Below are 13236 nucleotides of genomic sequence, written 5' to 3'. Positions count from 1 at the left end.
CGCCGCCTCAGTGCTCGTCCGGCTCGGCCGGGAGGAGGGGTGCGGCCGCGCCGGTGCCCCGCCGCTCGCTGGCCAAGGCCAGCGCCGCGATCAGCGCGCCCCAGATGGCGAACAGCGCCACCGGCAGCAGCGGCAGGCCGAAGACGGTGGCCTCCGTGTCCCACACCGCCAGCAGCGGGAAGTTGAAGGCGAGCATGCCCAGCGCCGCCAGCGCGATCAGCACCTGCCGGTCCGGTCCTTGGCGGTCCGGCCCGCGCTCGCGCCCTCCCGGCGGCTCGGCAGGCTCTGCGGAGGCGCGGCCGGGGCTCATAAAGCGTCGAACCGGTAGTGGCGGGAGAGCCATTGCTTGAAGCCGCGCACGATGGCGAGGGCCTCCTTCAATGCCTGCCGGTCCAGCGTGCCGAGGTCGGCGAGGCGCAGCGCATTGCTGGGCGGCCGGCCGTCGGCGATCTGCCTGAGGTTGCTGGAGAGCTTCATGCCCATGAACAGGCGCAGCGCATCGGTGAGATCGCGGGCGAAGCCCTCGTCCATGTGCCCGGCCGCGACCAGAGCGGCGAGCCGGTCGGCGGTGCCGAGGGCGGTGATGCGGTGCTCCAGCGCCAGCGCCCGCACGCCGTGGACGAGCGGAAAGATGCCGAGCTTCTTCAGGTCCACCTCGGCCGCGCCCCGCCCGGTGAGGCCGGGCAGGCGGCTCCACCAGCTCCCGCTCTCGCCGAAGCGATCCACCGCCTGGGCGAAGCGGGCGAAATAGCCGTGGTCGCCCATCATCAGGAAGTCCACATGCGCCCGCGCCGCCGCGGCCAGGGCGGCATCGCCCGCCACCGCCACGGCATCGAGGAAGATGGCGAGGTTCATGGGGCCATCCTGCACGCCGCCGTGGATCCAGTCCTTCAGCGTCTCCTTGAAGGCGGACAGCGGCTGGCACCAGGTCGGCCGGCTCAGCATGACGCCGCCGGGACAGGGGGGATAGCCGAAATCGATGAGCGCGGCGGTGAAGCGGGCGGTGACGTCGTCCAGCCCGGCGAAGGCGAAGCCGTCCCTGAGGATCAGGCCGTTGTCCTGGTCGGTCTTGATGATCTGCTCGCCGCGCCCCTCGCTGCCCATGACGATGAGGCAGGAATTGGCGCGCAGCTCCTCGGGCGCCAGCAGATCCCACAGGCGGCGGAAGATCTGGGCGTTGAGCTCGCCCACCAGCGCCGCGATCACCTCCACCCGCACCCCGTCGGCGCTGAGCACGGCGACCATGCTGTCGATCTGCCGTGCGGCGGCCTTCAGCTCGTCGAGGCTGCCCGCCTGGGCAGCCTCCAGGGCGATCAAATGGGAGTGGTTGGCGACGAAGGCCATCAGGTCGAGCTGGCCGAGCACGCCGAGGATGCCGTCCCCGCCGGCGGCCCGTCCGCCGCCCTCGCGCACGAGCAGGCGGTGGATGCGGTGGCGCAGCATGAGGATGAGCGCCTCGAACAGCTCGGCGTCGGGCGCGATGCACCACGGCTCGAAGGTCGCGACCTCGCGCACCGTGAGGGCGGAAGGGGGCGTGTCGCGGGTGAGCGCGTCGCGCAGGTCGGTGGTGGTGAAGATGCCGATGCGGTCGCCGTCGCGCACCACGGCCTCGCTGAGGCGGCGGGCGGAGAGATCGCGGCAGAGGGAGACGAGGTCGGTCGCCCCGTCCACGAAGAAGGGCTTGCGCAGATAGACGTCGCGCACCCGCGAGGTCATGAGCGAGACCAGCTCGCGCCGGTCCCGTTCTGACGGCGATGCCCGCCCGGGGGCGGGCGGGCCGGACGCTGCGGGGGCGTCCTCGGGACCGTGGGGGGCTGTGCCCCGGGCCGTGGCGGCCCGGGGTTCATCCTCCCGGCGGTCCCCGTTCGGGGGGCCGGTCATGGGGTCCGGCCGTGGCATGGTCTCAGCCTAGCACGGGGTCAGTGCCCCGACGCCTCCGATGCACCGATGCCCGTCTCGGAGCGCACTTCCTGCGCCGGGAAACCGGCGCGGTCGATCTTCGCCCGCTGGCTGTTGTCGAGGATCGAGAACAGCCAGATGCCGACGAAGCCGAGCGTCATGGAGAACAGCGCCGGCGAGGTGTAGGGGAACGGCGCGGAACCGGCGGGGTAGCCGAGCGTCGCCTCCCAGACCGAGGGCGAGAGCACGGTCAGCACCACCGAGGACAACAGCCCCAGGAAGCCGCCGATGACGGCGCCCTTGGTGGTGCAGTCCTTCCACAGCACCGACATGAACAGCACCGGGAAGTTGGCCGAGGCGGCAACCGCGAAGGCCAGCGACACCATGAAGGCGATGTTCTGCTTCTCGAAGGCGATGCCGAGCAGCACCGCGAGGATGCCGAGGGCCACCGTCGTGGCGCGCGAGACCTTCAGCTCCGAGGCGCTGTCGGCCTTGCCCTTCTTGATGACCGTCGAATAGAGGTCATGCGACACCGCCGAGGCGCCCGACAGCGTGAGGCCGGCCACCACCGCGAGGATGGTCGCGAACGCCACCGCCGAGATGAAGCCGAGGAACACGTTGCCGCCGACCGCATGGGCGAGGTGCACCGCCGCCATGTTGTTGCCGCCGATGAGCCCGCCGCCGGGACCGGTGAGGAACTCCGGATTGGTGAGCACGAAGGTGATGGCGCCGAAGCCGATGATGAAGGTCAGCAGGTAGAAGTAGCCGATCCACGCGGTGGCCCACATCACCGACTTGCGGGCTTCCTTCGCGCTGGGCACCGTGAAGAAGCGCATGAGGATGTGCGGCAGGCCGGCAGTGCCGAACATCAGCGCCATGCCGAACGAGATGGCCGAGATCGGGTCCTTGATGAAGTTGCCCGGCCCCATGATGGACTGGCCGGCGGCAGCCGCGGCCTGGGGCGTGGTGCCTGGCTTGGCAGCGGCGATGTTGGTCTTCACCTCGACGGCGGCAGCGAACATCTTCTCCGGGCTGAAGCCGTAGCGCCACATGACCATTGCGGCCATGAAGGTGGCGCCACCGAGCAGCAGGCACGCCTTGATGATCTGCACCCAGGTGGTGGCCGTCATGCCGCCGAACAGCACGTAGACCATCATCAGCGCGCCGACGATCACCACGGCGATCCAGTAGTCGAGGCCGAACAGCAGCTTTATGAGCTGGCCGGCGCCCACCATCTGGGCGATGAGGTAGAACGCCACCACGACCAGGGTGCCCGAGGCGGCGAACACGCGCACCGGGGTCTGGGCGAAGCGGAAGGCGGCGACGTCGGCGAAGGTGAACTTGCCGAGGTTCCGAAGGCGCTCGGCCATCAGGAACGTCAGGATCGGCCAGCCGACGAGGAAGCCGATGGAGTAGATGAGGCCGTCATAGCCGGAGCTCATCACCGCGGCGGAGATGCCGAGGAAGGAGGCGGCCGACATGTAGTCGCCGGCGATGGCGAGGCCGTTCTGGAAGCCGGTGATGCCGCCGCCCGCGGTGTAGAAGTCCGCGGCGGACTTGGTCTTCGCGGCCGCCCACTTGGTGATGTAGAGCGTGCCCATCACGAAGACGGCGAACATGGTGATCGCGGTCCAGTTGGTGGACTGCTTGTCGGCCTGCCCGAGATCGCCGCCGGCGGCGAGCACCAGGGTGGGGGCAAGGACGAACGCCGCCAAGGCGCCGATGGCGAGCGCGCGGCGGGCGTAGGACGTCGGGAGCGTCGCGGTCACTTGAGCGCCTCCTGCTTGATCTTCTCGGAGAGCGCGTCGAATTCGCCGTTGGCGCGGCGCACGTAGAGGGCGGTGATGAGGATGGTGAAGACGATCACGCCGAAGCCGATCGGAATGCCCCAGGTCATCACGCCGTCACCGATGCGCGCCGCCAGCACATCCTTGCGGAAGGCGATGAGCAGGATGAAGCCGTAATAGACGATGAGCATGGCCAGGGTGAGGATCCACCCGAAGCTCGAACGGCGCGCTTTGAGCGCCTTGTAGTTGGGATCAGCCGCAATGCGTGCGGCCACGGAGTTTTCCATGGGTCGCGCCTCCCTGAAAGCCCTAGGTACCCCAAGGGCCCCGGTTGTTATCTCGTGATCGACCTTGGCCTTACACGGCCTCGTCACCCTGCACTCTGTACCAGAGCCAATGGCCCGCGCTAGTTGAGGAAACCCCGTACTTTCGGCCATACGCCGAATGTATTGTGCAGTGCGCTGCGCGCTTCTGTGGAACGCGCGGGAATCGATGATCTGCAAGTGGTTGGCGTCGATATTGACGTTTTATTACGTGGCGTGGAGGGCTTTTTTCCGTGCAGGAAACGGTGTTTTTGCAGGAGGGCGGTCCCCTAATACTTTCGGGTGAGGGATAGCCCGGATTGGCCTTTGGTCGTAATTCTGACGTCGGGGAAGGGGCCGGCCGGCGCTGTCGCCGCGACCCGGCGGCGCCTCCCCGTGCTCCCGCTTCCGTCCGGTGCTACAGGTGGCGCAGGGACGAAACCGGGGGGACACCATGGGCAGGACCGTATCGCTGCGCTCGGACGCGCTGTCGGCGGAGATTTCCACGCTGGGCGCCGAGCTTCGCGCACTTGCGGACGCCGAGGGCCGCGCTCTGCTGTGGCATGGCGATCCGGCCTTCTGGACCGGCCGCGCGCCGCTGCTGTTCCCCATCGTCGGCGAGCTGCCGGACCTGACCCTCGTGCATGAGGGCAAGGGCCACCCCATGCGCCGGCACGGCTTCGCCCGCTTTTCCGAGTTCGAGGTGGTGGCGGAGGCCGCCGACCGTGCCACCTTCCGCCTCCTCCCCAGTGAGGCGACGCGGGCGGAATACCCGTTCGATTTCGCGCTGCAGGTGACCTTCGCGCTGGACGGCGCGACGCTCGCCATGGAGGCGGTGGTGACGAATCCCGGCCCCGGCGTGCTGCCAGCGAGCTTCGGCTACCACCCCGCTTTCCTCTGGCCGCTGCCCTATGGCGGCACGCGCGCCGAGCATCGGGTGATCTTCGCTGACCCCGAGCTCGCGCCCATCCACCGCCCCGTCAACGGCCTGCTCTCCCGAGCCAGCGAGCCGAGCCCCGCCGCCGACGGCGTGCTCAAGCCGGATGACGCCATGTTCGAGCGCGACGCGCTGATCTTCCTCGGCCTCAATTCGCATCGGCTCCAGTATGGCGTGCCGGGCCGGCCGGGGCTGGACATCACCTTTCCCGGCATGCCGGACCTCGGTATCTGGACCAAGCCCGGCGCGCCCTACCTCTGCATCGAGCCATGGTCCGGCTATGCGACGCCGGAGGGCGATACCCGTCCGTTCGTGGAGAAGCCGGGCCTTCTCCACATCCCCGCGGGCGAGGAACGCCGCTTTGTGATGAACGTGTCCGTTATCCCCGAGGTGGCGGCCTGAGGGTGGCTAAGTGCCTTTGCCGCCGTGCGGTTTCGGCGCGCGTGCGGCTAGGCTCAAGGCATCATCCCCCGCCGGTTGGGGCTGCCATGCGTCATGCCCCTTGATGGAATGCGCCGGGTTTGCTTCCATCACGGGTATGACCACCGGCCTGATCGAGATCCGCAGGGCCAAGCCCGCCGACGCCAAGGCGATCGCGGCGGTCCATGACGACGCGTGGCGCACCGCCTATCGCGGCATCATCCCCGGCATCGAGCTGGAGCGTATGGTGGAGCGGCGCGGCCCGCGCTGGTGGGATGCCGCCATCCGCCGCGGCAGCCGCCTGTCCGTGCTGCTCGTGGGCGAGGATATCGCCGGCTACGTGAATTACGGCGGCAACCGCGCCAAGGCGCTGCCCTATGGCGGCGAGATTTACGAAATCTACCTCCACCCGCAATATCAGGGCCTCGGCTTCGGCCAGCGCCTGTTCGCGGCGGCGCGGCGCGATCTCGCGATTGCGCGGCTTGGTGGTCTCGTGGTGTGGGCGCTGGCGGAAAACGAAAGCGCCGTGGGCTTCTATCAGGCGTTGGGGGGGCAACCGGTCGCATCCTCGACCGAGCAGTTCGGTTCGAAAACGCTGGACAAGACCGCCTTCGCTTGGCAGCGGTAGCGCCCGGACGGGCACCCGCCCGTCGGGTCCGAAGCGCCTGCGCAGCCCTGCGTGGCGCGGGTTCGACTTTGGTCGGAGCGGACCCGAAGTCCCGCAGCCAGTGTCAAGAGCGAGCATCCCATGCGCATCGACGCGATCCCGATCGGCAAGAACCCGCCCCACGACGTGAACGTGCTGATCGAAGTCCCGATCGGCGGGGAGCCGATCAAGTACGAGATGGACAAGGCCGCGGGCACCCTCTTCGTGGATCGCTTCCTCTATACCGCCATGCGGTATCCCGGAAACTACGGCTTCATCCCGCACACCCTCTCCGGCGACGGCGACCCCTGCGACGTGCTGGTGGCCAACACCCGCGCCATCGTGCCCGGCGCGGTCATCTCGGCCCGCCCGGTCGGCGTGCTGCTGATGGAGGACGAGGCCGGCATGGATGAGAAGATCATCGCCGTGCCCTCCTCCAAGCTTACCAAGCGCTACGACAAGGTGCTGAACTACAACGACCTGCCCGAGATCACCCTCAAGCAGATCGAGCACTTCTTCGAGCACTACAAGGATCTGGAACCCAACAAGTGGGTGAAGATCGTCGGCTGGCGTGACGCCGCCGAGGCGCAGAAGCTGATCCTCGAAGGCATCGAGCGCGCCAAGGCCGAAAGCAAGGAAGGCTGAGGCTTACGCTACCCTCCGGCTTGACCGGAGGGGTTCGCGTCCCTGTCCGCCAGTCCACGTCATGCCCGGGCTTGTCCCGGGCATCCACGTCGTGCCGATGGCGCGAGGCGTGTGGCCACTGTTCCCGGCCGATCCACCTGGATGGCCCGAACCCGCATGTTTGCGTGTTCCGCTCTCGGAGACGGAAGTCGGCAACAGTCGACTTCCGGGACAAGCCCGGCCATGACTGCGAGTTGAGCACCCTCGAAAACAGCCGCGTAAAAAGTCCATCCCGCGCTGCCTTCGGCCCTCCGGTCACGCCGGCGCCTTCGCCTCCAGAATGAGCTTGCGGATTTCCGGCAGGCACGAGCCGCAATTGGTGCCGGCCTTGAGCCGCGCTCCCACCGCCGCCGCATCGGCGGCACCCTCCCGGACGGCGGCCAGGATGGTGTCCTTCGGCACCCCGAAGCAGGCGCACACGAGCGGCCCGCAGGCGGCATTCGCGCCCGCCCGGCGGCCGGAGAGCACGAGGCGCCGGTCGGCGGCCGAGACCTCCGACGCCAGCAGCCCCTTCAGCGCATCCCACGCCACGCGCTGGCCGGCGGCGCCGACGAACACCGCGAAATCCAGCCGCCCGTCCGCATCGAAAGCCGCGGCGCGGTAGAGGCCGGAGGGCGTGTCGCTCAGCTCGGCTACATCGGCCGGGCCTTCCGCCGTCACCCATTGCGCCCAGTCCTGCGGCCCCATGCGGCCGGCGATGCGCCAGCCATAGCCTCCCTCCAGCGCCGCACGCGCCCACCACACGCCCTCCGGCAGGGCCATGTGGCGGCGCGCCAGAACGAAGCCCTCGAACGGGGCGGCGTAAGGGGAAAGCGCGGCGGGTGTCGCCTTGGCGTCCGGCTGGCCGGAGATCGGATCGGTCACCGCATGCACCAGCGCGCCGACGCGGCCATCGGACGAATTGGCGTGGCTCCAATGGATAGGGGCGAAGAGCGTGCCGGGCCGCTGGCCGGCATCCACCACCACCTCCAGCACCGCGCGCCCGTGAGCGCTCGTCACCTCCGCAAGCATGCCGGTGGCAAGCCCGAGCGGCGCGGCATCGTCCGGATGCACCGCGACGAACGGTGCCGGGATGTGCGCGCCGAGGCGGGGCGCAAGGCCGGTGCGGGTCATGGTGTGCCACTGGTCGCGGATGCGGCCGGTGTTGAGCAGGAAGGGATAGGGCGCGGTGCCTTCCGCCGCCGGCACCGGGCGCGGGGCGACGAATCTTGCGCGCAGGTCGGGCGTGAAATAGCCGCCATCCGCGAACAGGCGGGCGGTGCCCTCGGCTCGGCCGGCGGGCAGGGGCCATTGCACCGGCGCGATGTCCTCGTAGGCCGCTTCGGTGAGGCCGGCGAAGGCGGAGATGTCGAAATCCCGCGTCCCGTCATTCTCGAAGCCGGAGAGGGCGGCATGCTCGCGGAAGATGTCCGCCGGACCCCGCCAGGCGAAGGCATCGCCGAAGCCGAGGCGCTGCGCCACGCCTTTGAGCGCCAACCAGTCCGGTCTCACCTCGCCCGGGCGCGGCAGGAAAGGGCGCTGGCGGGAGATGCGGCGCTCGGAATTGGTGACGGTGCCGTCCTTCTCGCCCCAGGCGGCGGCCGGCAGCATCACATGGGGGCGGCAGGCGGCGGTGTCGTTGGACTGAACGTTCTCGGAGAGGACGAACAGCTCCAAGCCCTCCACCGCGGTGCGCACGCCGTCCGCCTCGGGCAGGCTCACGGCGGGGTTGGTGCCCATCACCCACAGGGCCTTGATTTCGCCCCGGCCGATGGCGGCGAACATATCCACCGCTTTGCGGCCCTCATGCTCGGCCATGTGCGGTGCGCCCCAGAAGCGGCGCACGCGGTCCACCTCGGCGGGGGAGAAGCCCATATGGGCGGCGAGCTGGTTGGCGAGCCCGCCCACTTCGCGCCCGCCCATGGCATTGGGCTGGCCGGTGAGGGAGAAGGGCCCCATACCCTCCCGCCCGATGCGGCCGGTGGCGAGATGGCAGTTGAGGATGGCGTTCACCTTGTCGGTGCCCACGGCCGACTGGTTCACCCCCTGCGAATAGCAGGTGACGGTGCGCCGCGTTTCGGTGAACAGCGCGAAGAAGCGTTCCACGTCCTCCACCGCCAGCCCGCAGGCGCGCGCGGTGGTCTCGACATCGGGCGCCACCGCGCGGGCGGCGGCGAGCGCCTCGGCAAATCCGGTGGTGTGCGCCTCCACATAAGCGGCATCGAAGGCCAGGCTCTGCGCCAGATGCACGAGGAGGCCGGAGAAGAGAATTGCGTCGGAGCCGTGGGCGAGCGGCAGGAAGAGGTCCGCCTCGGCCCCCGTATCGGTGCGGCGCGGATCGATCACCACCAGCTTGGTGCCCCGCGCCTTGCGCGCCTGTTCCATGCGGCGGAACAGGACGGGATGGCACCATGCCGTGTTGGAGCCGGTGAGGACGATGAGGTCCGCCCCATCCAGATCCTCATAGCTGCCCGGCACCGTGTCCGAGCCGAAGCCGCGCTTGTGGCCGGCGACGGAAGAGGACATGCACAGGCGGGAATTGGTGTCCACGTTCGCCGTGCCGAGGAAGCCCTTGGCCAGCTTGTTGGCGGCGTAATAATCCTCGGTCAGCAACTGACCGGAAAGATAGAAGGCCACCGCCCCCGGCCCGTGCCGGTCGATGATGTCCCTGAGGTCACCGGCGATGCGGTCGAGCGCCGCGTCCCACGTTGCGCGGGCGAGCACGCCGTCCGCCCCGCGCAACATGGGATGGAGCAGGCGGGTTTCGAGCCCCAGCGTCTCGCCCAGCGCCGCGCCCTTGGAGCACAGGCGGCCGAGATTGGCGGGGTGGTCATGATCGCCCTCGATGAGCGCGCCGCCCAGCCCGTCCGGCGTCGCCTTCACGCCGCAGCCGACGCCGCAATAGGGGCAGGTGGTCTTCACCGAAGGGGGCGAGGCGAGCGGGGCGTTCATGCCGGTCCTGCCTGAGGCTGGGCGATTATTTCTAGCTCAGTACACATCGGCCTGATAGCGCCCGGCGGTCTTGAGATCGGCGACGAATTTCGCCGCCGCCTCGGCCGAGAGCCCGCCATGGGTGGCGGCCACATCGGCGACGGCGGTCTCCACATCCTTCGCCATGCGCTTGGCATCGCCGCAGACATAGAAATGGGCTCCGCCCTTCATCCAGCCCCACAGCTCAGCGCCGGCCTCGCGGATGCGATCCTGCACATAGACCTTGCGGTCGCCGTCGCGGGACCATGCGGTGTCCAGCCGGGTGAGGCAGCCGGCAGCCTGAAGGCCCGAGAGCTCATCCTCATAGAAGAAATCCGTCTCGCGGCGCTGATGGCCGAAGAACAGCCAGTTGCGCCCCGGGGCCTTGGTCGCCAGCCGCTCGTGGAGGAAGGAGCGGAACGGCGCGATGCCGGTGCCGGGGCCGACCATGATGACGTCCTTCGCCAGATCCTGCGGCAGGGCGAAGCCGTGCGCCTTCTGGATATAGGCCTTCATCCGCGTGCCCGGCGCGAGGCGGTCGCCGAGGAAGGTGGAGGCGACGCCGAGCCGCGTGCGGCCATCGAGATCATAGCGCACCGCATCCACCGTGAGGGTGAGGCGGCCGGGCGTGGCGACGGGGCTGGAGGAGATGGAATAAAGGCGCGGCTGCAGCGGCTCCAGGCACTCGATGAGGGCTTCCGGATCGGGCCGGATGCCGGGGAATTTCGTGAGCGCCGCCAGCACGTCGAGGGTGGCGGCATCGCCGTCCGGGTCCTCGCCGTTCGCGAGCGCGCGGGCCTTCGCCTTGCGCTCCCCGCCGACGAGATAGGAGATGAGGGTGAAGAGCGCGTCCGGCGCCGATTTCAGGCACACTTCGCGGGCCAGCACCTCGGCGAGCGTGTGGCCGGCGATGGGGAAATCGGCGGGGGCGTGCAGCGCCTCCAGCACCGCTGCGACGAGGCCGGGATCGTTCACCGGGAAGACGCCGAAGCTGTCGCCGGCGGCATAGTCGATGCCGGAGCCGGAAAGGTCGAACTCCACATGCCACGTCTCCTTCTCCGAGCCCGCCGCGTTGAGGCGGGTGCGGGAGAGAAAGGTGACTTCGCCGGGATTTTCGCGGGTGCCGGTGGCGGCGGGCGCCGCGTGGACGACGGCCGGGGCGGGGGCTTCGGCAACAGGCGCGGGCTCGGCGGGGGCGGAGGTTTCCGCTGCGAGCTGTTTCAGCATGCGCAGCGTGTCCTTGCCGCCGGGGGCGCAGAGGTTGAGCTTGCTCTCGGCGCCGCTCGCCAGGGCCTTGGCGTAGCTCTCGCAGACATAGCCGCATTGGCCGCAATCCTGCTGCGCCATGGCCGCCATCATGCGCCGGGGCAAAGGCTTGCCCTCGGCCAGCGCCATGCGCTCGACCAGCGGCATGGCGGGGTCGTGCCAGGGGGCGCCATCGTCCTCCTCGGCGGCGGCTGGCGCGGAGATGTCCGGCATCAGCGCCGCCGCGTCGCCGGCCGAGAGGGCCATGGGGGCGGGCGCCGTCTCGGTGGAGAGGATGGCGGCGAAGAAGCCGTTCAGCCACGCGCGCTGCTCCGCCGTGAAGGGGGCGCTGTCGGGCAGGACCGGGACGATGGGGGGACGGGACTGGAGGCTCATGGGGCGTGTCTCTGGATCAGGAGAGCGCCTGCGGCGCTCGTGTCTTGCGCTGGGCCCCGGCTCGCATTGCGTTGACGCTCCATGCGTCCGGGGGGCGAAGCCGGTCTCGTGTCCCGGCCGACTGAAACGAAGCGGAGCGCAGTGGAAGGAGAGCCGGGACCCAGCGCAAAACCTCGCGCAGCGGCAAATTCCTTCTGCCTTGCTCCCTCATGCCGCCGCCGCCAGCGCCTTCAGCGCGTCGGGGTCGAGGCGGCGGGTGAAATCGGCGAAGCTCTCGCCCGCGACGCGATGGGTGATCCAGCTTTTCAGCAGGCGTTCCACCACGGCCGGGGCGTCTTCCGCCGGCACGTTCTGGTAAAGCTCGCGGGCGATGGCGGCCGCGCTGCCGAAGCCTCCGCCGACGAGGATGTGATAGCCGTCCACCGTGTCCCCGTCGTCATTGACGGGCACCCGCGCCCCGATCAGCCCGATATCGCCGATATAATGCTGGGCGCAGGAATTGTGGCAGCCGGTGACATGGATGTTCACCGGCCCGTCGAGGGTCACCCGCTCTTCGCAGTGCGCCAGAATGGCCCGCGCGGTGCCCTTGGTGTCGGCCGCTGCGAAGCGGCAGCCCTTCGCCCCGGTGCAGGCGACGATGCCGGCCTGGAGCGGTGTTGCCTTCGTGCTGAGGCCGAGGGCTTCCACCGCGTCCGTGACGGTCGCGATGTCGGCATCGGCGATGCCGGAGATGAGCAGGTTCTGCCAGACGGTGAGGCGGATGTCGCCATCCCCGAAGCGCGCCGAAATGTCAGCGAGGCCGCGCATCTGCGTCGCGCTCATGCGGCCCACGGGGGTGGCGATGCCCACATAGTTCAGGCCCGCCTGCTTCTGCGGGTGGACGCCCAGATGGGCGAGCCGGTCCGGCTCCGCGCGCGGCTTCACCGCCTCGGCGGCAAGGCGGGTGAAGGGGCGGCCGAGCTTTCCTTCCACCAGCTTCAGGAAGCCGTCGAAGCCCAGGGAATCCAGCACGTATTTCAGCCGCGCCTTCTTGCGGTCGGTGCGGTCGCCGGTGTCGATGAAGGCGCGCACGATAGCCGCCGCCACGTCCACCGCCTCCTCCGGCCGCACCACGATGCCGGTGTCGCGGGCGAAATCCTTGTGGCCGGTGATGCCACCCAGCACGAGGCGCAGCCACACGCCGGGCGTGACGCCGAAGCCGTCCATCACGTCCACCGCCTGGAAGCCGATGTCGTTGGTGTCCTCCAGCGCGCCGATGGTGCCGGCGCCGTCGAAGGCCACGTTGAACTTGCGCGGCAGGCCGTACATGTCGCGGCTGTTCAGGATGCAATGGTGCCACGCGCTCGCCAGCGGGCGGGTGTCGAGGAGTTCCTGGGGGTCGATGCCGGCGGTGGGGGTGCCGGTGACATTGCGGATGTTGTCCGCGCCGGAGCCCTTGGCCGTGAGGCCGAGGGAAACCAGCCCCTCCAGCACGGCTATGCTGTCCGTCGGCGGGATCTCGCGGATCTGGAGATTGGCGCGGGTGGTGATGTCGGTGAAGCCGCCGCCATGGCGCTCGGCAATGTCGGCGACGCCGCGGAACTGCCAGTGGGTGAGGATGCCGCCGGGAATGCGCATGCGGCACATGAAGCTGTCCTGCGCCGGCGCCACGTAGAACAGGCCGTGATACTTCCAGCGCAGCACGTCCGGCCCCTTGGGAAAGGTGCCCTCGCGGGCGGCGTGGCGCATGCGGTCATAGGCGTCGAGGCCCAGCTCCTCGCGCTTCGCCTTCTCCTCGGGCGTGAGCTTCCGGCCCTCGGCCTCGGTGCGCGCCATGGCGCGATGGCTGGCGGCATCCGGCCCGGTCATCTCGGCGACGGGCGCGGCCGAAGGCGCGGGGGCAGCCCCGCGGGCGATCTGCACGGCCTTGGCGCCGGAGACGAAGCCTTCCAGATAGCGCTTCTGGTCGAGGGTGAAATCGGCGCCCATGGG

10 protein-coding genes are annotated in these 13236 nt (G+C 69.5%); 3 read left to right on the top strand and 7 right to left on the bottom strand.

The features are described 5' to 3' along the window. Window positions 1-7: 7 nt before the first annotated feature. The 4 genes from D7006_RS22220 to D7006_RS22205 form a co-directional block, all read right to left on the bottom strand. Window positions 8-310, bottom strand: a complete 303-nt coding sequence (locus D7006_RS22220; protein WP_237354586.1) for a hypothetical protein — start codon at window positions 308-310, stop codon at window positions 8-10. Next, window positions 307-1716, bottom strand: a complete 1410-nt coding sequence (locus D7006_RS22215) for a putative nucleotidyltransferase substrate binding domain-containing protein (protein ID WP_237354585.1) — start codon at window positions 1714-1716, stop codon at window positions 307-309. Before D7006_RS22215 ends, D7006_RS22220 begins: the two co-directional genes overlap by 4 nt. Window positions 1717-1919: 203 nt before the next feature. Next, window positions 1920-3668 (bottom strand): cation acetate symporter, encoded by a 1749-nt coding sequence (locus tag D7006_RS22210; protein ID WP_371744979.1) that lies wholly within the window; start codon window positions 3666-3668, stop codon window positions 1920-1922. Beyond that, window positions 3665-3961 carry a DUF485 domain-containing protein gene (locus D7006_RS22205; protein WP_237354584.1) on the bottom strand — a complete coding sequence of 99 codons (297 nt, stop codon included), beginning with the start codon at window positions 3959-3961 and terminating at the stop codon, window positions 3665-3667. The genes D7006_RS22210 and D7006_RS22205 overlap by 4 nt, the downstream gene beginning before the upstream one ends. A 481-nt stretch (window positions 3962-4442) precedes the next feature. Between D7006_RS22205 and D7006_RS22200 the strand changes: the two genes are divergently transcribed. The 3 genes from D7006_RS22200 (at window position 4443) to ppa (ending at window position 6636) form a co-directional block, all read left to right on the top strand. Beyond that, window positions 4443-5327, top strand: a complete 885-nt coding sequence (locus tag D7006_RS22200; RefSeq protein ID WP_237354583.1) for an aldose 1-epimerase family protein — start codon at window positions 4443-4445, stop codon at window positions 5325-5327. A 136-nt stretch (window positions 5328-5463) separates the two neighbouring features. Continuing rightward, entirely contained in the window at window positions 5464-5973 is a 510-nt protein-coding gene (locus tag D7006_RS22195; RefSeq protein ID WP_029556674.1) for a GNAT family N-acetyltransferase, read from the top strand. A gap of 120 nt (window positions 5974-6093) precedes the next feature. Further along, window positions 6094-6636: an inorganic diphosphatase gene (gene ppa / locus D7006_RS22190; protein WP_237354582.1), complete on the top strand. Its 543-nt coding sequence runs from the start codon at window positions 6094-6096 to the stop codon at window positions 6634-6636. 294 nt (window positions 6637-6930) lie between these two features. On the opposite strand, the gene D7006_RS22185 is transcribed toward ppa, so the two are convergent. The 3 genes from D7006_RS22185 to D7006_RS22175 form a co-directional block, all read right to left on the bottom strand. Then, window positions 6931-9606: a nitrate reductase gene (locus D7006_RS22185; RefSeq protein ID WP_237354581.1), complete on the bottom strand. Its 2676-nt coding sequence runs from the start codon at window positions 9604-9606 to the stop codon at window positions 6931-6933. A gap of 36 nt (window positions 9607-9642) precedes the next feature. Continuing rightward, a complete protein-coding gene (locus tag D7006_RS22180; protein ID WP_237354580.1) occupies window positions 9643-11265 on the bottom strand; it encodes a sulfite reductase subunit alpha in 1623 nt (540 codons plus the stop codon). Window positions 11266-11472: 207 nt separating this feature from the next. Then, window positions 11473-13233, bottom strand: coding sequence for a NirA family protein (locus tag D7006_RS22175; RefSeq protein ID WP_237354579.1), 1761 nt, complete (start codon window positions 13231-13233; stop codon window positions 11473-11475). Between the last annotated feature and the right edge of the window lie 3 nt (window positions 13234-13236).

The organism is Xanthobacter sp. YC-JY1, from assembly GCF_021730305.1.
Classification (GTDB): domain Bacteria; phylum Pseudomonadota; class Alphaproteobacteria; order Rhizobiales; family Xanthobacteraceae; genus Xanthobacter; species Xanthobacter flavus.
This window is presented reverse-complemented; position numbering and strand designations above follow the sequence as displayed.

Bases quoted from the DNA above. Each gene is read 5' to 3' on its own strand.
- D7006_RS22195 (WP_029556674.1), top strand. From the start codon at position 5,464: ATGACCACCGGCCTGATCGAGATCCGCAGGGCCAAGCCCGCCGACGCC.
- D7006_RS22220 (WP_237354586.1), bottom strand. From the start codon at position 310: ATGAGCCCCGGCCGCGCCTCCGCAGAGCCTGCCGAGCCGCCGGGAGGG.
- D7006_RS22180 (WP_237354580.1), bottom strand. From the start codon at position 11,265: ATGAGCCTCCAGTCCCGTCCCCCCATCGTCCCGGTCCTGCCCGACAGC.
- D7006_RS22175 (WP_237354579.1), bottom strand. From the start codon at position 13,233: ATGGGCGCCGATTTCACCCTCGACCAGAAGCGCTATCTGGAAGGCTTC.
- D7006_RS22185 (WP_237354581.1), bottom strand. From the start codon at position 9,606: ATGAACGCCCCGCTCGCCTCGCCCCCTTCGGTGAAGACCACCTGCCCC.
- D7006_RS22200 (WP_237354583.1), top strand. From the start codon at position 4,443: ATGGGCAGGACCGTATCGCTGCGCTCGGACGCGCTGTCGGCGGAGATT.
- D7006_RS22215 (WP_237354585.1), bottom strand. From the start codon at position 1,716: ATGACCTCGCGGGTGCGCGACGTCTATCTGCGCAAGCCCTTCTTCGTG.
- ppa (WP_237354582.1), top strand. From the start codon at position 6,094: ATGCGCATCGACGCGATCCCGATCGGCAAGAACCCGCCCCACGACGTG.